This window comes from Haloactinopolyspora alba, assembly GCF_003014555.1.
GTDB lineage: Bacteria > Actinomycetota > Actinomycetes > Jiangellales > Jiangellaceae > Haloactinopolyspora > Haloactinopolyspora alba.
Map to the genome: position 1 here is coordinate 39,403 of NZ_PYGE01000015.1, position 17,531 is coordinate 56,933.

Genomic DNA, 17,531 nt, shown 5'->3' on the forward strand with positions numbered 1-17,531 from the left:
GTGAACCGCACCGACAGACCGAGCCCGGTCAGGACTCCACGACCACCGGGATGATCATCGGCCGGCGCTTCAGCCGGCCTCCGACCCACCGGCCGATGGTGCGTCGCAGCGTCTGCTGCAGCTGATACGAGTCGGACGTGCCGCTCTCGGCAGCCTGTTCGACCGCGGTCACCAGCTCCGGCCGGATCTCGTCGAACACACTGTCGTCCTCCGCGAACCCGCGGGCGTGGATCTCGGGGCCGCCGGTGACCTTGCCGGTCACCGAGTCGACCACGACCACCACCGAGATGAAGCCCTCTTCGCCGAGGATCCGCCGGTCCTTCAGCGACGCCTCGGCCACACCGCCCACGTTGGAGCCGTCGACGTACACGTAGCCGCAGGGCACGGCGCCGACGATCTCGGCCCGGCCGTCCGCGAGGTCGACCACGACGCCGTCCTCGGCCAGCGCCACCCGCTCGCGCGGCACGCCGGACCTCACCGCGACCTGGGCGTTGGCGTACAGGTGCCGGGTCTCGCCGTGGATCGGCATCACGTTGCGCGGCTTGACCAGGTTGTACGCGTACAGGAGCTCGCCGGCGGCGGCGTGCCCGGAGGTGTGCACCTCGGCGTTGCCCTTGTGCACCACGGTGGCGCCCTCGCGGGTGAGGCCGTTGATGACGCGGGACACGGCGTTCTCGTTCCCCGGGATCAGCGACGACGCGAGCACCACGACGTCGCCCTCCTCGACCCGGATCGCCGGATGGTCGCGGTTCGCGATGCGCGACAGCGCCGCCATCGGCTCGCCCTGTGAGCCCGTGGACATCAGGACGACGTTCTCCGGCGGGAGGTCGTCGATGCTCTTGAGGTCGACCAGGGTTCCGCCGGGCACGTCGAGGTAGCCGAGGTCGCGCGCGATGCCCATGTTGCGCACCATCGACCGGCCGACGAAGGCGACCTTGCGCCCGTGCGCGACGGCCACGTCGAGGACCTGCTGGACGCGGTGGACGTGGCTGGCGAACGACGCGACCACGACCCGGCGCGGCGCCCGCGCGAAGATCCCCTCGAGCACCGTGGCGATGTCGCGCTCGTGCGGAGTGAACCCCGGCACCTCCGCGTTGGTGGAGTCGACCATGAACAGGTCGACGCCGGCGTCACCGAGGCGGGCGAACCCGTTCAGGTCGGTCAGCCGCCCGTCCAGGGGCAGCTGGTCCATCTTGAAGTCACCGGTGTGCAGCACCACCCCCGCCGGGCTGCGCAGGGCGAGCGCCAGCCCGTCCGGGATGGAGTGGTTGACGGCGAGGAACTCGACGTCGAACGGGCCGAACGTCTCACGCTCCCCCTCACGGACCTGCAGCTGATACGCGTCGAGGCGGTGCTCGCGCAGCTTCGCCTCGACGATCGCGAGCGTCAGCCGCGACCCCACGACCGGGATGTCCGGCTTCTCGCGCAGCAGGAACGGCACGCCGCCGATGTGGTCCTCGTGCCCGTGCGTGAGCACGATGGCCTCGACGTCGTCCAGCCGGTCCCGGATGTACTCGAAGTCCGGCAGGATCAGGTCGACGCCGGGCTGATGGTCCTCGGGGAACAGCACACCGCAGTCGACGATCAGCAGCCGCCCCGCGTACTCGTAGACGGTCATGTTCCGTCCGACCTCGCCGAGACCGCCCAGCGGCACCACCCGCAGGGTGTCGTCGTCGAGCTCGGGAGGTGCGGTGAGCTCTGGGTGCGGGTGGCTCATACCAGGCCCGCCTCGGCGAGGTCGGCGCGCAGCAACGCGACCTGCTCGTCGGTGGCGGGCACCAGTGGCGAGCGCACGGTGCGGTTGTCGGTGACACCGCGCAGCTGGATGGCGGCCTTGGCCATGATGGCTCCTTGGGTTCGGGTCATGATGCCGCGCACGGCGGGGATCAGGCGACGGTGCAGGCGCAGTGCCCGAGGCAGGTCGCCGGAGTCGACGGCCCGGATCATCTCGGCGTACTCGCGCGCCGCGGCGTGCGCGACGACGCTGACGAACCCGACGGCACCGTGGGTCAGCAGAGCGAGGTTCAACGCGTCGTCGCCGCAGTAGTAGGCGAGCCCGGTCCGGGACATGACCTCCGACGACGCGAACACGTCACCTTTCGCGTCCTTGACCGCCACGATCCGCTCGTGCTCGGCCAACCGCAGCATCGTATCGGTCGCGATGGGCACGCCGGTACGGGCGGGGATGTCGTAGAGCATGATCGGCAGGTCGGTGGCCGTGGCGACCGCGACGAAGTGCTGGTACAGGCCCTCCTGCGGCGGCTTGCTGTAGTACGGCGTGACGACCAGCAGCCCGTGCGCACCCGCTTTCTCGGCGGCTTGGGCCAGCTCGCTGGTGTGGCGGGTGTCGTACGTGCCGACGCCGGCGACGACGTGCGCGCGCGTACCGACCGCCTCGAGGACGGTGCGCAGCACCGCGTCCTTCTCGACGTCGGAGGTGGTCGGGCTCTCGCCCGTGGTGCCGCTGACGACGATGCCGTCGCATCCGTCGTCGACGAGCTTCTCCGCGAGCGCCGCCGTCGCCTTCAGGTCGAGTCCGGCGTCGTCGGTCAGCGGCGTGACCATCGCCGTGAGCGCGCGGCCGAACGGCGCCGACGCCGGCGCCCCGGTGGTCGCGGCGGCAATGGTGAACAGCTCGTCGGGCATGGGGCAAGGGTATCGTGGCGCATCCTGTGACTACGACGTCGCCGCCGCGGCCGCGGCCCGTGTCTCGGACACCGACGCCAGCACCTCGGCGCGCCAGAGCGCCGCGTGTGGCCCGGCCGCGCCGTGCTCGATCCGGGCGGTAACGAACGCGAGCTCGGTGACGGCCACCTGGTACGCCCGGACCGCCCGCGCGGCTCGGCGGCCGTGGCCCGCACGTGCCGACCGGACCCAGCGGCGCCGGCTGCGCAGCGTCGACAGCAGATCCGCCTCGTACCAGGGAACCCATCCGGCGGCGACCAGCCCGCCCAGCTGTGCGGCGACGGTACGCCGTTCGCGCCGGCGCTGCCACAGCGCCAGGCCGAGCATCGCCGCGAAGACCGGCACCATGAACACCACGTAGACCAGGAAGAAGTCGGCGCCGTCGTCCCACAACGCCGACGCGTTCCACAGCGCGTGCAGCCCGACCGCGAGCAGGTAGCCCAGCAGCGGCAACAGCCGGCGCGCCCGTCTCCGCCGTCTCGCGGCCATGCCGACGGCCACCCCGATGAACACCGTGAACAGCGGATGCGCGAACGGGGACATCAGGCCGCGCACCACGAACACGGCGTACCCGTCGGCCGCGTCGGCGTCGAACGCCCGGGCGAGGTAGAGGATGTTCTCGACGAACGCGAAACCGGCCGCGACCAGGCCCGCGTACACGATCCCGTCCACGGCGCCGTCGAGCTCGCGGCGGCGCCACACCAGCATGGCCACCAGGAACGCGCCCTTGAACGCCTCCTCGCTGAGCGGTGCGGACACGACCGACGAGGTGACGTCACCGTAGGCGACGGCGACCACGGAGTTGACGGTCACCGCTCCGAGCGTCGCGCCGCCCGCACCCCACAGGAACGCCGCGATCAACGTCCGTCCCGGCTCCGGCTCCCACCGGTCCAGCCACAGGAACGCGCCCACCACCAGCACGACCGGCACCAGGGCCAGCACGGTCGCCGTGGCGACCGCACCGTCGGACAGGTCACCGGCACCGAGGCCGACCACGACCAGCGCGCACGAAGCGGCGACCACGAGCCCGACGACGGGCCACAGCACCCGGCTGCGCTGCTGCCGGCTCCACGGCCGGTGCCGCACGAGTTCCGGCGTGCCGGTGTCCGGCTCGGACCGCTCCCCCGCCGTCATGGTTCCGGTCGGGTCAGGTGGCCGGGAGGCTCAGGCGCAACGGCCCCGCGCCGTCGACGCGCAGCTGTGACGGCGACGACACGTGCAGGTCGGCGTCGAGCTTCGCGGCGGGATAGTTCGACGTCACCGCGACCACGCCCATACCGGCCGCCCGGGCGGCGGCGATGCCGCTCGGCGCGTCCTCCAGGACGACGCACCGTTCCGGCTCGACACCCAGCCGGGCGGCTCCGAGCAGGAACGGCTCCGGATGCGGCTTGCCGTGGGCGATGTCGTCAGCGGTCACGAGCACGCCCGGGCTCGGCACCCCGGACGCGGCGATACGCGCCCGCGCCAGGCGTGCGTGCCCGGACGTCACGATCGCCCACGCGGCCGACGGCAGCGCGGCGAGCCAGTCGGGGACGCCGCCCATCGCGCGGACCGTACCGGCGTCATCGACCTCCAGTTCGTCGATACGCGCGAGGGCCTCGGCGACCCGGTCGGCCGGCACGAGGTCGGCCACGATCGCCGCCGACGTCCGGCCGTGCGCCTCCGCCAGCAGCGCCGGGTCGACCCGGAACTCCTCCGTCCAGCGCAGCCAGCTCCGCGTGATCGACTCGCTGGAGTCGACAAGCGTGCCGTCGAGGTCGAGCAGCAGTGCCTCAGCAGTCATCGTCGTCACGCCCTCGACCATACGATGTGGTGGCGTGGGCGATGAGGTCCCGCCCTCGCCCACGACCCGGAGAAGTGGCGGTCAGGGCCTGCCGCGGACGGACCTTCGTATCCTGCTGATACTCGGGGCACACAGGATGATCGCGAGGACCAGCGTCGTGATGGCAGCAAGGATGAGCGGCAGCAGAGCGTAGCCGGGACCGTAGTTGACCGCCAGTTCCTGGCCGTTGTCCGACCGAAGCACGCACATTCCCGTGGACGAAGTCCGCTCCATGTGCGCGTGGTTGTAGTCCTCGGTGGTCTCGAACGTGATCAGGAGGCGCGTGCAAAGTTCACCGACTCGAAGGGATACCGCCGCAAGTGCCAGGGTTACGCCAACGCTAGTCACCGTGGCGACCCACAGCAGCGCTCGCTGCAGCGCACCAGCGTTCCAGTGCGCTTCAGCGGATGCATCTCCGCTACGCACTGCGCGCCGCATGGCCGGTCAGTGTACCTCCGTCGGATGCGCTGGAATGTGTGCCGCTACCGTCAGGTCATCGATCACTTCGAGGGTCTGGTCCGCGGTCTTCGACGGCGAGAGGAACGAGCGTGCCGCGGGCGAGGACATGAGCCCCACCACCGCCACCTCATAAAGATCACGCGTCGTAGTCGACGTGCAGCGTCGGCGTCGTCGGGTGCGACTGGCAGGTGAGGACGTATCCGGCCGCGAGCTCGTCGTCCTCGAGCGCGTAGTTGCGCTCCATGGTCACCGCGCCTTCCAGCACCTTCGCCCGGCAGGTGCCGCACACGCCGCCGCGGCAGGCGAACGGTGCGTCGTTGCGCACCTGCAGCACGGCCTCGAGAACCGGCACGTCCGGGTCGTCGAGGACGATCTCCGACCGGCGCCCGTCCAGGACGGCGACGATCTCGCTGACCTGCGCCGCCGCACACTCCTCCGCCGGTGGCGCAGGAGGCGGGTCGCCGACGTGGTACAGCTCGCTGTGCACGTGGGCACGGTCGACACCACGCTCGGCGAGCACCTCGCGAGCGCCCTCGATCATCGCGTACGGCCCGCACAGGTACCACTCGTCCACCGTGTCGCCGGGAACGAGCGTGTCCAGCAACCGCCGCAGCCGCGGCGCGTCCAGCCGGCCCGACAGCAGGTCGGTCGTGCCGGGCTCGCGGGAGTGCACGTGCACCAGGTGCAGCCGCCGCGGGTGGCGGTCCTTCAGGTCGGCGAGCTCGTCGAGGAACATCGTCGACGACGTCGTCCGGTTGCCGTAGATCACGCTCACCCGGCTTTCGGGCTCGGCCTCGAGCGCCGTCGCCGCGATCGACATGACCGGCGTGATGCCGCTACCGGCGACCACGGCCGCGTAGTGGCGGCGCCTGGCCGGGTCGAACGCGGGCGTGAACCGCCCAGCCGGCGTCATGACGTCCAGCTCGTCGCCCGGCGCCAGGTCGGACAGCGCGTGTGCGGAGAACCGCCCGCCGGGGATCCGCTTCACGGCGATGCGCAGCCGGCCGCTGCCTGCCGGCGAGCAGATCGAGTAGCTGCGCCGGGCGCCGTCGCCGTCCGGCATCTCGATGTTGACGTGCTGGCCCGCCGCGAACTCGTACTCGCCGGCCAGTTCCGGCGGGACGTCGAAGGTGACGGCCACGGCGTCGTCGGTGAGCCGCTCGACGGCGCCGACGCGCAACCGGTGGAACACCGAGTGCCGGCGCGCCGGCGCCGCGGCCGTGCGCACGCTCACAGCGCCTTCAGGTGGTCGAACGGCTCCGCGCAGTCGCCGCAGACCCACAGCGCCTTGCACGCCGTGGAGCCGAACCGCGCCAGCTCGCGGGTGTCGGGTGAGCCGCACCGTGGGCAGCGGACCGTGAGCGCCAGCGGCACGGGCGCCCGGCCGTCGCCGTGCGCGCCGCCGGCCGGGCCCGGCGGGGCGATGCCGTGCCGGCGCAGCTTCTCGATGCCGTCCGCGCTGATCCGGTCGGTGGTCCACGGTGGAGACAGCACCACGTGCACCGTGGCGTCGGGCATGCCGTGCTCGTCCAGCCGGGTCAGCACGTCGGCCCGGATCGCTTCGAGGGCGGGGCAGCCCGAGTAGGTCGGCGTGATGTCGACGTCGACGTGCCCGGACCCGTCGACGTGGACCTCACGCAGGATGCCGAGGTCGTCGATGGTGAGCATCGGCAGCTCGGGGTCGGGCACGTCGGCGGCCACCCGGCGCGCCCGTTCCTCGGCGGTCCGCGTCGTGCCGGCCGTCGCCGTCGTCGTCCCGCGCGTCACCACGAGGCCCCCTCGTGCGACCGATGCAGGTGCTGCATCTCCGCCAGCAGGTACCCCATGACCTCGGTGTGCAGGCCGCGGCGGCCGCCGCGCGCGACGTGCGCGGGTTCGGGCGGCCGCTCGAGGCCGGCCCGGTCGAGGACCCCGTCGACGTGGCGCTCGCTCGGCTCGCGCAGTGCGGCCGGGTCCACGGCGACGGCCCCGAGACCGCCGGTGACGCCGTCGGGGTCGAAGAGCTCGTCGACGTACGGCGCCACCGCGGCGAGACCACCCTGCATCCGCCGCCGGCTCTCGTCGGTGCCGTCGCCGAGCCGCAGCACCCACTGCGCGGCGTGATCGCGGTGGTAGGCGACCTCCTTGACCGCTTTCGCGGCGACGGCGGCCAGTGTCGGGTCCGCGCTCGCGCGCAGCCGGTCGTAGAGCTCGTACTGGTACGAGGTGAACCACAGCTGACGGGCCATCGTCTCGGCGAAGTCACCGTTGGGCCGCTCGACCAGCAGCACGTTGCGGAAGTCGCGCTCGTCGCGCCAGTACGCCAGCGCGTCCTCGTCGCGGCCGGCACCCTCGGCCTCACCCGCGTAGGTCAGCAGCGAACGTGCCTGGCCCAGCAGGTCCAGCGCGATGTTCGCCAGCGCGACGTCCTCCTCGAGCTGCGGGGCACGGGTGATCCACTCGCCCAGCCGCTGCGACAGGATCAGCGCGTCGTCGCCCAGCCGCAGCGTGTACTCGACCAGCCCGCTCACATCCCCTGGTCGCGCTCCACTCCTCACTCGCTCCACGGACGGCTCCGCTGCGCTCCGCCAGCCGCTCCGCTCGCTCGTCGTGTCGCCGCTCACAGGTGCTTCGCCTCGGCCGGAACCTCGTAGAACGTCGGATGCCGGTAGACCTTGTCGGCGGCCGGGTCGAAGAACGCGTCCTTCTCGTCCGGACTGCTCGCGGTGACCGCCGCCGACGGGACGACCCAGATCGACACGCCCTCGCCGCGGCGGGTGTAGACGTCGCGGGCGTTGCGGACCGCCATCACCGCGTCCGGCGCGTGCAGGCTGCCGACGTGGACGTGCGAAAGCCCGCGCCGGGCGCGCACGAACACCTCCCACAGCGGCCACTCGTCGCTCATGCCGGCACCTGCTCCTGCTGAGCGGTCGCGTGTTTCGCCGCGTACGCGGAGGCGGCCTCGCGCACCCACGCACCGTCGGCGTGCGCCGACACCCGGTGCGCCATGCGCTGCTCGTTGCAAGGCCCGTCGCCGCTGATGACCCGGAACAGCTCGTCGAAGTCCGGATCGCTGAAGTCGTAGTGCCCGCGCTCGTCGTTCCAGCGCAGCTCGTCGTCGGGTATCCGCAGCCCGAGCACGTCGGCCTGCGGCGCCGTCATGTCGACGAACTTCTGGCGCAGCTCGTCGTTGGTGAACCGCTTGATGCCCCAGCGCATGGACTGCTCGGTGTGTGTCGCGGTGCGTTCCTGCGACGGCGTGTCCGGCGGCCCGAACATCGCCAGGCTGGGGTACCACCACCGGTCGAGGGCGTCCTGGGCCATCGCGCGCTGTGCCGCCGTCCCCCGGGTCAGCGCGAGCAGCGCCTCGAACCCCTGCCGTTGGTGGAACGACTCCTCCTTGCAGATGCGCACCATGGCACGCGCGTACGGCCCGTACGAGCACCGGGTCAGCGGCACCTGGTTGGTGATGGCCGCGCCGTCCACGAGCCAGCCGATGGCGCCGATGTCGGCCCACGTCAGCGTCGGATAGTTGAAGATGGAGGAGTACTTCTGCTTGCCCGAGTGCAGCCGTTCGAGCAGCTCGTCGCGGGAGACGCCGAGCGTCTCGGCGGCCGCGTAGAGGTAGAGCCCGTGGCCGGCCTCGTCCTGCACCTTGGCCAGCAGGATCGCCTTGCGACGCAGGCTCGGTGCGCGGCTGATCCAGTTGCCCTCGGGCTGCATGCCGATGATCTCCGAGTGCGCGTGCTGGGCCATCTGCCGCACCAGCGAGCGCCGGTAGGCGTCCGGCATGTCGTCGCGTGGCTCGATGCGCCCGTCGGCGTCGATGATCGCGTGAAACGCGTCGTCCCGCTCGTCACTGGCCGCCATACCGCCAGGCTAGGCCGAACATGTGACAGCTGTCCAGCACATGTGCAGTGCTCTGTAACATCGAGCTCGGGTGATTCGCCCCCAATCGACGCGAACCGGGGATTTCAGCCGGCACTGTCTGAGATCATCCGTCACGGTGCGTCACGGCTGCCTCGGCATGTTCGTGCCGCGTCGTCGCCGCCCGAAGTCTCGAGGAGCCGCATTGCCGTCCGATGCGAAACACCTGCACCGGGGCCTGTCGCACACCCCCATCCATTCCGTCGACCTCGGCGAGGCCGAAGCCTTCTTCCACCAGCACGCAGCCGAGAACATGTCCGCACCGGACGCCGAGGAACGCTTCAGCCAGGCGCTGGTCGAGTTCGGCCAGCGCGGCATCTTCACGCACACCACCGAGGAGCTCGAGTTCGGCGCCCGGCTCGCCTGGCGCAACGCGAACCGCTGCATCGGCCGCCTCTACTGGCGCAGCCTGGTGGTCCGCGACCGCCGGCACGTCACCCGCGCCGACGACGTCGCCGCCGAGTGCGTCGATCACCTGCACGCGGCCACGAACGACGGCCGCATCCGCCCGGTGATCACCGTCTTCGCTCCCGACCGCCCCGGGCGGCAGGCACCGCGGCTGCGCAACGACCAGCTCATCCGCTACGCCGGCTACCAGGGCAGCGACTCCGTCGTCGGCGACCCGGCGCAGGCCGAGTTCACGCGCTGGGTCGAGAGCCTCGGCTGGGCCGGCAAGGGCACCGACTTCGACGTGCTCCCCCTCGTCGTCGAGACACCCGAGGAGGGCGTCACGCTCGCCGAGGTTCCCGCCGACGCGGTGCTCGAGGTCGAGCTGACCCATCCGGAGCTGCCCTGGTTCGCCGACCTCGAGCTGAAGTGGCACGCGGTACCGGCCATCTCGTCGATGCCGCTGCGCATCGGCGGCGTCACCTACCCGACGGCACCGTTCAACGGCTGGTACCTGGGCAGCGAGATCGGCTCGCGCAACCTGGTCGACCCGGACCGCTACGCCATGCTGCCCGAGGTCGGTCGCCGTCTCGGCCTCGACGTCGACGACGACCGGTCGCTGTGGAAGGACCGCGCGCTCGTCGAGATCAACCGCGCGGTGTTGCACTCGTTCGACCGGGCCGGTGTGAAGGTCGCCGACCACCACAACGAGTCCCGGATGTTCATGGCCTTCGTCGACAAGGAGGAGCGCGCCGGGCGAGTCGCGCACGCCGAGTGGTCCTGGGTGGTCCCGCCGATGTCCGGCGCCTCGTTGCCGGTGTATCACCACTACTACGACGAGTCGGTGCAGCTGCCCGGGTTCCTGCCTGCCGGCGACTGGAGCCCGCCGTCCGGCGAGGCCGGTGAGGCCGACAGCGCCGGCGGCTGCCCACACCACGCCGGTGGCACGGCATGAGCGCAACGTAGGGTGGGCGACGTGTCCGAACAGCCCGTCGCCGACAAGAGTGTCCGTCTCGCCTGGGCGGCCGATACCGATGCCGTCGGCCGGGTGCAGGCACGCGCGTGGCAGCACTCCTACCAGGAACTCCTGCCGAAGGAACTGCTCGACGAGGTCGACAGCGAGCAGTTCGCGGCCGCGTGGAGCCAGGCCGTCATCCGCCCGCCCACCGCGCAGCACCGGGTGCTCGTCGCGCTGGACGCCGGACGCGTCGTGGGTTTCGCCGCGACGGCGCCGTCCGACGACCCGGACGCACAGCCGACCGACGGTGAGGTCGTCGCGTTCCACATCGATCCCGACGAGCTCGGCGAGGGGCACGGCTCACGGCTGATCTCCGCCGTCGCCGACACCCTGCGCGCCGACGGGTTCACCCGCGGCCGGATCTGGCTCTTCGTCGGCGAGGACGCCCTGCGTGGCTTCCTCGAGCCGGCCGGGTGGGGCCCGGACTCCGCGCACCGGACGCTGGACCTCACCGGCGACGGCGAGCACACGGTGCGGCAGGTGCGCCTGCACACCGACCTGGCCGAGGACGCGTCGTGACGTTCACCGGCATCCCGGTCGAGGCGCTCGACTTCTACGAGGACCTCGAGGTCGACAACACGAAGTCGTTCTGGACCCGCAACAAGAGCGTGTACGAGAACTCGGTCCGCGGGCCCGTCCGCGCCCTGGCCGACGCGCTCGCTCCGGAGTTCGGCGCGGTCCACTTCTTCCGGCCGCACCGCGACGTGCGCTTCGCCAAGGACAAGTCGCCGTACAAGACGCAGCAGGGCGTCACCGTCGGCCCGCACTACCTGCACATCAGCGCCGCCGGGCTGTTCGTCGCCGTCGGCTACTACCGCATGTCCCCCGACCAGGTCGCGCGGTACCGCAACGCCGTCGACGTCGAGTACTCCGGCACCGACCTCACCCGCCGGGTCGCGGACCTGCGCGGCAGCGACTACGTCGTCGACGGCGACGCCCTGAAGACGCGTCCGCGCGACTACCCTGCCGACCACCCGCGCATCGACCTGCTGCGGTACCGGTCCCTCGTCGGGCACACCGACCTCGGCGCGCCGCCATGGCTGCACACCGCCGAAGCCGTCGAGCAGATCGCCGCCCGCTGGCGCGATCTCGCGCCGCTGCAGCAGTGGCTCGACGACCACGTCGGCCCGGCGGAGGCGACGTAGCGGTCAGCGGGTTGCGTCGAGGTAGGCGCGGCCGCGCGGGGACAGCCGGTAGCCGACGTCGAGGCTCTCGGTCAGGCCGAGGTTCTTCAGCTTGCGGACGTCCAGCTTGAACGGGTCGCGTTCGCGTCCGGCCATCCCGGCGAGGTCGCCGGCACGCCGCGCCGGGTTGGCGGCGATCAGCTCCAGCGTGGGCCGGGTCCACGGGCCCCACGACGACGCCCGGTCCAAGCGGTCGAGCCGGCGGGTGATCGCCGCGACGTCGTCCCCGTCCAGCTCGGCGTCCGCGGCCAGCGCGGCGCGCGGGTCCGGCCGGTCGGCGGGCGAGAACTCGACGCGGTGGACGAGCTCGCCGGGTTCACCGCGCAGGTCGCTCACGAGTGACGCCGCGTCCGGGTAGCCCGCGGCGCGTGCGTCGTCGTCGGTGATGGACCGTGGTTCGACCAGGCTCACGGCGTGCACGTCGATGATGCCCGCCGCGGTGCGGTACGAACGCCCGGCGACGGCCTGCGGACGCTTCCACCGGCGGAACGTCACGGTCACCGTGCCGTCGGCGATGCCGGACCAGAACCTCTTCTCGAACAGCACGCGCTGAACCGTATCGCGCCCCTCGCCGTCCGCCCACCGGACACGGTTCACAGTCACGGCGCCGATGACTACTGTCAGCGCGGTGAGTCCGGACACGCACAAGGCGATCCGACGCGACGCGCTGGGCATCGCCGCCTACGCCGGCGCATTCGGCGCCTCGTTCGGCGCGGTCTCGATCGCCTCCGGCCTGAGTGTCGCGCAGACCGTGGTGCTGAGCGTGGTGATGTTCAGCGGCGCCTCCCAGTTCGCGCTGGTCGGCGTCATCGGTGGCGGCGGTGCGGGGCTGGCGGCGATCCCGACCGCGTTGCTGCTCGGCGTCCGCAACGCCTTCTACGGAGTGCCGATGGCGCGCATCCTGGGCCGGGAGGGCCTGCGCGGACTCCGTCGTCCGGTCGCCGCGCATCTGGTCATCGACGAGACGACGGCCATGGCCGTCGCCCGAGAGGATCCCGAGGCACAGCGCTACGCGTTCTGGACCACCGGCGTCCTGCTCTTCACGTTCTGGAACACCGGCACGGCGGCGGGCGCCCTGGCCAGCTCCCGTATCGGGGACGTCGGTGCCCTCGGCCTCGACGCGATGGCGCCGGCGGCGTTCCTGGCACTGCTGTGGCCGCGGCTGCGCGTGCCGGCCGCGCGCTGGGTCGCCGCGGCCGGGGCGCTCATCGCCACCGCGCTCGTTCCGCTCGTCCCGGCCGGCCTTCCGGTCCTGGCCACGGCGCCGGTCGCGGTGGTCGCCGGGCTGCTGCCGCGCCGGCGCACCGAGGAGGCACCGTGATCTGGCTCGCCGTGCTCGCCGCCGCGGTCGGCTGTTACCTGCTGAAGCTCGCCGGTGTCTCGGTGCCCGCGTCCCTGCTGGAACGCCCGGCGGTACAGCGGATCGCGATGTTCCTGCCGGTGGCGATGCTCGCCGCGCTGGTCGCGACGGGGCTGTTCGACGCCGGTGGCCGGCTGGCCGTGGACTTCGCGCTGCTGGCGGGCGTCGGCGCGGCCGTGGTGGCGCTGGTGGCGCGACAGTCGTTCCTGGTGGTGATCCTGGTCGCGGCGGCCACCACGGCCGTGCTGCGCGCGCTCACCTGACGGGGAACAGGACCGCCGCGCTGCCGCCTCCACGCCGCTCGGGCTCGGCGACGGCCTGGATCCGTCCGCCGCGCAGGAACTCCAGCCCGGTCAACGCGCCGATCTCGGGCGTCGTCGTGAAGCTGTGGCCCAGCGAGCGCAGCTGCTCGCCGCTCCGCGACTCGACGAACTCCGGCTCCGCGGTGACCGACGGCGTGTTGCGTTGTGAGGCTCGCGGCGCCGCGAGCGCCTCCGGCAGGTCCATGCCGAGATCTATCCGGTTGACCAGCGTCTGCAGCACCGTCGTGATGATCGTCGAGCCGCCCGGGGTGCCGAGCGCCAGGAACGGCTCACCGTCGTCGAGCACGATCGTCGGCGAGATCGACGAGCGCGGCCGCTTGCCCGGTCCGGGCAGGTTCGGGTCGGGCGCGTCGCCCTGACTCGGTGCGAAGTTGAAGTCGGTCAGCTCGTTGTTCAGCAGGAACCCGCGTCCCGGCACCGCGATACCGCTGCCGCCGGTCTGCTCGATGGTCAGCGTGTAGGCGACGACGTTGCCCCACCGGTCGGCGGTGGTGAGGTGTGTCGTCGACATCCCCTCGTGCGCGACGGCGCCCGCGCCGGCCTCCGGGCCGCAGCTGTCGCCGCCGGTGTATTCGCCGTCCGGAACACCCGGTGCGACCGGCTTGTCCGCCGCGGCCGCCGGGGCGATCTCGCACGCGCGTTCGTCCGCGAACCCCTGCGACAGCAGCTCGTCGAGCGGCACGTCGACGACGTCCGGGTCGCCCACGTAGCGGTTACGGTCCGCGAAGGCCAGCGCGCTGGCCTCGAGATAGTGATGCAGGGCCGCGGTGGTGTCGTCGGGTCCCGGGTCGGCCGTCTCGAGGATGTTCAGCGCCTCACCGACGGTGCTGCCGCCGGACGAGGGCGGGCCCATGCCGAACACCTGCAGGCCGTCGTACTCGACCGTCGTCGGCTCGCGCTCGACGACCTCGTAGCCGGCGAGGTCGTCGACGGTCATCGAGCCGGGCCGGACGTCGCGGTCCGCATCGTCGGCCACCGGCGGGTCCTGCACCGTGGCCGCGACGTCCGCGCCGATCTCGCCGCCGTAGAACGCGTCCGTCCCGTGCCGCGCGATCAGCCGGTAGGTCGCCGCGAGGTCGCGGTTACGCAGCCGGGAACCGACCTCCGGAGGCGCGCCGTCCGGCAGGAACAGCTCCGCGGACGCCGGGAAGTCGGCGAACAGCTCCGCGTTTCCGGCCACCTGGGAGCGGAACGTCTCGTCGACGACGAACCCGCGCGCGGCCAGCCGGGTCGCCGGGCTCAGCGCGTCGGCCAGCGACCGCCGCCCCCACCGGTCCAGTGCCTCCTGCCAGGTCTGCAGCGTGCCCGGCGTGCCGACGGACAGGCCGCTGACCCGCGCCTGCTGGAACGGCAACGGCTCGCCGGTCTCCGCATCGATGAACAGTTCCTCGGTCGCGGCGGCCGGCGCGGTCTCGCGGCCGTCGAGCGTCGAGACCTCGCCCGTGCCCGCGTCGTAGTGCACGTAGAACCCGCCGCCGCCGATGCCGGACGAGAACGGCTCGGTGACCCCCAGCGCGGCCGCGGCCGCCACGGCAGCGTCGGTGGCCGTGCCGCCGCGGCGCAACGCCCGCATGCCCGCGGCCGTGGCGTCGGCGTCCACCGTCGCCACAGCCCCTCCGAACCCGGTCGCGACCGGCTGTTTCGGCGGGGCGGGCCGGCCCGGCGGGAATTGCGGCGGATGGCCCGCCCGCTCGCCGGCACCGGGCGCGGCAGGCGCCGACTCGTCCGGCCCGTCCGCCTGCGCCGAACCCTGCAACGTCGCCGCCACGACCGCGACCGTGCCGAACACTGCCGCCGACCGAGAGAACCGTCCGCTCATCCGCACACCACTCCTCCACCGATGCGTCACCGCACAACCCGCCGCGTTCCCCTACCCTGCCGGGTTCCGGGCTCGGTGAGAAGAGGGTCAGCGGGACTCGGCCCGATACCGCGAGATCGCGGCCCGTGCGGCCTCGCGCCCGCGGGAGCGGTCTCCGGCGTCGTCGTAGGCCAGCGCGAGCCGGAACCACACCCGCCAGTCGTCCGGGTCCGCCTCGACCTCGGCGCGCCGCTGCTCGAACAGCGCGTCGGCTGCGGCCCGGTCGGCCCTGCCGCTCGGTCTGCGCGGCAGCTCGTCGGCCGGCAGCCCGCCCTCGGCCTCGAGCTCACGCGCCAGCGTCTGCATCCGGATCCCGAACGACACCGACCGCCACAGGATCCACGCCCCGACGGCCGCGATCACGAGCACCGCGACACCGATACCGACGCCCGCCGCCTCGCCGGAGTCGAGCAGCAGGAATCCTCGCCAGCCGACGAGCACCAGCAGCACGGCGACCAGCGCCGCCATGCCGACGGCCCACGCGCGTTCGCGCCTGGCGGCGCTCACAGCCCGAGGTAGCTTTCGAGCCCGACCGTCAGCCCCGGGCGTTCGCGCACCTGACGGACACCGGTCAGCACGCCGGGCATGAACGACTCGCGGTCGAACGAGTCGTGCCGCAGCGTCAGCGTCTCGCCCGGCGAGCCGAACAGCACCTCCTCGTGTGCCACCATCCCGCGCAGCCGCACCGCGTGCACCGGCACCCCGTCGACGTCGGCGCCGCGGGCCCCGTCCAGGCCGGAGGCGGTGGCGTCGGGTGCGGGGTCCACACCGGCGTCCCGGCGCGCCTCGGCGACCAGCTGTGCGGTGCGCACTGCGGTGCCGCTGGGCGCGTCGACCTTGTCCGGGTGATGCAGCTCGACGACCTCGACGGACTCGTAGAACCGTGCCGCCTCGCGGGCGAACTTCATGGTCAGCACCGCCCCGATGGCGAAGTTCGGGGCGACGAGCACGCCGACCGCGGGCCGCTCGTCCAGCGCGGTGCGTACCTCGGCCAGCCGGTCGTCGGTCCACCCGGTGGTGCCGACCACCGCGTGCACGCCCCTGGACACACAGTGCAGCACGTTCGCCAGCGTCGCGCCGGGGACCGTGAAGTCCACCGCGACGTCCGCCCCGCCGAGGTCACCCAGTTCGTCGCCGGCGTCGAACCGCCCGGCGAGGTCGAGGTCGTCGGCCGACTCGACCGCCCGGCACACCTGCTGTCCCATCCGGCCGGCCGCACCGATCACCGCAACGCGTACATTCATGCGCCCAGTCTTGCGTACTGACGCTCCGGCGTTCGCCGCCCGGTGCTCTACCGCTCTCGCCCGCGCCACCTCGACGACACCCGGCCCGAGGCTTGCCGACACCGGCCGGCGATTTCACGACGCTTCCCGGTGGCCCCGGCTGGCCTCGGCCAGCTGGACGAACCGGGCCCGTTCTCGGCCGTGGCTGGCGCCGGCGAGCGTACGCCACAGCGCCTCGTGCTCGGACCCGGTGTAACGGCGCTGCGCTTCGGCATAGACCTGGGGATGCGCCAGAGCGACGCCGGCATGAAACGCAGCCGACGGCGCCGAACCGGAGCTGATTTCACACGCCATGATCACCGCTTCGATGGTGGCGAGTTGTTCGGCATCGACACGGCCGAGGCCGTCGGCCATCAGTTCACGCACCCACGGAGCCGGTTCGTCGTCGAACTCGATCGGTGGCCGGTGGTAAGGGTCGCCGGAACGGACCGCCGCACCCAGCGCGGCGCACCGCGACTCGAGATCCCACGGATCATGGTCGGCAAGCCGTTCGAGGCGCTGCGCCACCACCTCGTCGACCACGATCGGTGGAGCCGCGAAGATCAGCGCCGGCTCGCCAGGCACGTCGATGAGATGTCCGTAGACCAGATCGCCCGGGCCCAGTCCGACGGTCTCGCCGAGGTGCCGGATCCTGTGCTCACGCCCGGTGGCGTGCTCGCGCACGTCGAGTTCGACTCCGTCGACGCCGACGAGCTCGTAGATCCGGCCGGGCGTGTCCGCCCATGTCCGGCCTCCGCCACTTCGACCGGCCAGGACAGGGGCGACCTGGACGAGAAAGACCTCGAGCATGAGTTCGTCGAACAGCAGCGTGCCGGCGACCGCTGGGTGCAGCGCCGCGCGGCCGGCGACCCAGCCCGGATACTCCGGGAAGACCGGACCGTCGGCGCCCTCGGCCGCGTCGGTGACCTCACGGATCACTCGGGCCACCAGCGGTAACGGCAGAGTTCTGACCCAGCGACCAGCGGCGGCGACGGTGAACCTGGCCCATTGCCACGGCTCTGCGCTCTCGCCGAGCTCGACCATCTCGGCAAGCTCGTCATCCCAAGAACTGCCGACGGGTCGTGGGGCGCGTTGCAGGCAGGCCAGCGCATGGCTGAGGTCGCCGCGTTGCTCCGCGCCCACTGCCTCGGTCATCAGCCAAAGATCCTCTTCGGTCAGCATCTCTTCGAATTCAGCGACCGAGACGGGCCCGAGATGCTGGCGGGCCTGCGGATCCTGGGGAGTCTGGGGGGACTGGCGGGCGTGG

The 17,531-nt window shown here is 72.3% G+C and carries 20 protein-coding genes; 5 read left to right on the forward strand and 15 right to left on the reverse strand.

The genetic code is table 11. From position 1 onward, the window contains the following. Positions 1–28: 28 nt before the first annotated feature. The 10 genes from CLV30_RS18315 to paaA all read right to left on the reverse strand — a co-directional run bounded on the left by CLV30_RS18315 (position 29) and on the right by paaA (position 8,815). The gene (locus tag CLV30_RS18315) at positions 29–1,717 is read right to left on the reverse strand and encodes a ribonuclease J (RefSeq protein WP_106538681.1); all 1,689 of its coding nucleotides are present in this window, start codon (positions 1,715–1,717) and stop codon (positions 29–31) included. After that, positions 1,714–2,646 (reverse strand): 4-hydroxy-tetrahydrodipicolinate synthase, encoded by a 933-nt coding sequence (gene dapA / locus CLV30_RS18320; protein WP_106538682.1) that lies wholly within the window; start codon positions 2,644–2,646, stop codon positions 1,714–1,716. The genes CLV30_RS18315 and dapA overlap by 4 nt, the downstream gene beginning before the upstream one ends. Before the next feature lie 30 nt (positions 2,647–2,676). Next, on the reverse strand, positions 2,677–3,819 hold the full coding sequence (locus CLV30_RS18325; protein ID WP_106538683.1) for a PrsW family intramembrane metalloprotease: 1,143 nt from the start codon (positions 3,817–3,819) through the stop codon (positions 2,677–2,679). Between the two features lie 13 nt (positions 3,820–3,832). After that, positions 3,833–4,468 carry an HAD-IA family hydrolase gene (locus CLV30_RS18330; protein WP_106538765.1) on the reverse strand — a complete coding sequence of 212 codons (636 nt, stop codon included), beginning with the start codon at positions 4,466–4,468 and terminating at the stop codon, positions 3,833–3,835. Between the two features lie 81 nt (positions 4,469–4,549). After that, complete coding sequence (locus CLV30_RS18335) at positions 4,550–4,945, reverse strand: hypothetical protein (RefSeq protein ID WP_129710909.1); 396 nt, start codon at positions 4,943–4,945, stop codon at positions 4,550–4,552. A 157-nt stretch (positions 4,946–5,102) separates the two neighbouring features. After that, positions 5,103–6,194: a 1,2-phenylacetyl-CoA epoxidase subunit PaaE gene (paaE, locus tag CLV30_RS18340; RefSeq protein WP_106538766.1), complete on the reverse strand. Its 1,092-nt coding sequence runs from the start codon at positions 6,192–6,194 to the stop codon at positions 5,103–5,105. 2 nt (positions 6,195–6,196) lie between these two features. Continuing rightward, positions 6,197–6,736 (reverse strand): 1,2-phenylacetyl-CoA epoxidase subunit PaaD, encoded by a 540-nt coding sequence (paaD, locus tag CLV30_RS18345; RefSeq protein WP_205740602.1) that lies wholly within the window; start codon positions 6,734–6,736, stop codon positions 6,197–6,199. After that, a complete protein-coding gene (gene paaC, locus CLV30_RS18350; RefSeq protein WP_106538685.1) occupies positions 6,730–7,476 on the reverse strand; it encodes a 1,2-phenylacetyl-CoA epoxidase subunit PaaC in 747 nt (248 codons plus the stop codon). Before paaC ends, paaD begins: the two co-directional genes overlap by 7 nt. A gap of 89 nt (positions 7,477–7,565) precedes the next feature. Further along, positions 7,566–7,850 carry a 1,2-phenylacetyl-CoA epoxidase subunit PaaB gene (gene paaB / locus CLV30_RS18355; protein ID WP_106538686.1) on the reverse strand — a complete coding sequence of 95 codons (285 nt, stop codon included), beginning with the start codon at positions 7,848–7,850 and terminating at the stop codon, positions 7,566–7,568. Further along, positions 7,847–8,815: a 1,2-phenylacetyl-CoA epoxidase subunit PaaA gene (gene paaA / locus CLV30_RS18360; protein WP_106538687.1), complete on the reverse strand. Its 969-nt coding sequence runs from the start codon at positions 8,813–8,815 to the stop codon at positions 7,847–7,849. The genes paaB and paaA overlap by 4 nt, the downstream gene beginning before the upstream one ends. 202 nt (positions 8,816–9,017) lie before the next feature. On the opposite strand from paaA, the gene CLV30_RS18365 reads away from it, so the two are divergent. The 3 genes from CLV30_RS18365 to CLV30_RS18375 are packed head-to-tail and all read left to right on the forward strand — an operon-like array spanning position 9,018 to position 11,422. After that, positions 9,018–10,214, forward strand: coding sequence for a nitric oxide synthase oxygenase (locus CLV30_RS18365; protein WP_205740603.1), 1,197 nt, complete (start codon positions 9,018–9,020; stop codon positions 10,212–10,214). Positions 10,215–10,235: 21 nt separating this feature from the next. Then, positions 10,236–10,796, forward strand: coding sequence for a GNAT family N-acetyltransferase (locus CLV30_RS18370; protein WP_106538768.1), 561 nt, complete (start codon positions 10,236–10,238; stop codon positions 10,794–10,796). After that, positions 10,793–11,422 carry a DUF2461 domain-containing protein gene (locus CLV30_RS18375; protein WP_106538689.1) on the forward strand — a complete coding sequence of 210 codons (630 nt, stop codon included), beginning with the start codon at positions 10,793–10,795 and terminating at the stop codon, positions 11,420–11,422. Before CLV30_RS18370 ends, CLV30_RS18375 begins: the two co-directional genes overlap by 4 nt. Positions 11,423–11,425: 3 nt before the next feature. On the opposite strand, the gene CLV30_RS18380 is transcribed toward CLV30_RS18375, so the two are convergent. Next, entirely contained in the window at positions 11,426–12,007 is a 582-nt protein-coding gene (locus tag CLV30_RS18380) for an ASCH domain-containing protein (protein ID WP_106538769.1), read from the reverse strand. Positions 12,008–12,071: 64 nt separating this feature from the next. On the opposite strand from CLV30_RS18380, the gene CLV30_RS18385 reads away from it, so the two are divergent. Continuing rightward, positions 12,072–12,782: an AzlC family ABC transporter permease gene (locus CLV30_RS18385; protein ID WP_106538690.1), complete on the forward strand. Its 711-nt coding sequence runs from the start codon at positions 12,072–12,074 to the stop codon at positions 12,780–12,782. Continuing rightward, positions 12,779–13,084 carry an AzlD domain-containing protein gene (locus CLV30_RS18390; protein ID WP_106538691.1) on the forward strand — a complete coding sequence of 102 codons (306 nt, stop codon included), beginning with the start codon at positions 12,779–12,781 and terminating at the stop codon, positions 13,082–13,084. The genes CLV30_RS18385 and CLV30_RS18390 overlap by 4 nt, the downstream gene beginning before the upstream one ends. Here CLV30_RS18390 and ggt read toward each other — a convergent pair. From ggt to CLV30_RS18410, 4 genes are all read right to left on the reverse strand, one after another. Beyond that, complete coding sequence (ggt, locus tag CLV30_RS18395) at positions 13,077–14,963, reverse strand: gamma-glutamyltransferase (protein WP_106538692.1); 1,887 nt, start codon at positions 14,961–14,963, stop codon at positions 13,077–13,079. The genes CLV30_RS18390 and ggt overlap by 8 nt on opposite strands. A gap of 87 nt (positions 14,964–15,050) precedes the next feature. Beyond that, the gene (locus CLV30_RS18400) at positions 15,051–15,509 is read right to left on the reverse strand and encodes a hypothetical protein (RefSeq protein ID WP_240723209.1); all 459 of its coding nucleotides are present in this window, start codon (positions 15,507–15,509) and stop codon (positions 15,051–15,053) included. Beyond that, the gene (gene dapB / locus CLV30_RS18405; protein WP_106538693.1) at positions 15,506–16,246 is read right to left on the reverse strand and encodes a 4-hydroxy-tetrahydrodipicolinate reductase; all 741 of its coding nucleotides are present in this window, start codon (positions 16,244–16,246) and stop codon (positions 15,506–15,508) included. Before dapB ends, CLV30_RS18400 begins: the two co-directional genes overlap by 4 nt. A 114-nt stretch (positions 16,247–16,360) precedes the next feature. Next, entirely contained in the window at positions 16,361–17,419 is a 1,059-nt protein-coding gene (locus tag CLV30_RS18410) for a hypothetical protein (RefSeq protein WP_129710910.1), read from the reverse strand. Positions 17,420–17,531 lie beyond the last annotated feature (112 nt).

Coding starts and splice junctions, on each gene's coding strand:
- CLV30_RS18315 (WP_106538681.1), bottom strand. CDS start 1,717: ATGAGCCACCCGCACCCAGAGCTCACCGCACCTCCCGAGCTCGACGAC.
- dapA (WP_106538682.1), bottom strand. CDS start 2,646: ATGCCCGACGAGCTGTTCACCATTGCCGCCGCGACCACCGGGGCGCCG.
- CLV30_RS18325 (WP_106538683.1), bottom strand. CDS start 3,819: ATGACGGCGGGGGAGCGGTCCGAGCCGGACACCGGCACGCCGGAACTC.
- CLV30_RS18330 (WP_106538765.1), bottom strand. CDS start 4,468: ATGACTGCTGAGGCACTGCTGCTCGACCTCGACGGCACGCTTGTCGAC.
- CLV30_RS18335 (WP_129710909.1), bottom strand. CDS start 4,945: ATGCGGCGCGCAGTGCGTAGCGGAGATGCATCCGCTGAAGCGCACTGG.
- paaB (WP_106538686.1), bottom strand. CDS start 7,850: ATGAGCGACGAGTGGCCGCTGTGGGAGGTGTTCGTGCGCGCCCGGCGC.
- paaA (WP_106538687.1), bottom strand. CDS start 8,815: ATGGCGGCCAGTGACGAGCGGGACGACGCGTTTCACGCGATCATCGAC.
- CLV30_RS18385 (WP_106538690.1), top strand. CDS start 12,072: ATGACTACTGTCAGCGCGGTGAGTCCGGACACGCACAAGGCGATCCGA.
- ggt (WP_106538692.1), bottom strand. CDS start 14,963: ATGAGCGGACGGTTCTCTCGGTCGGCGGCAGTGTTCGGCACGGTCGCG.
- dapB (WP_106538693.1), bottom strand. CDS start 16,246: ATGAATGTACGCGTTGCGGTGATCGGTGCGGCCGGCCGGATGGGACAG.
- CLV30_RS18410 (WP_129710910.1), bottom strand. CDS start 17,419: ATGACCGAGGCAGTGGGCGCGGAGCAACGCGGCGACCTCAGCCATGCG.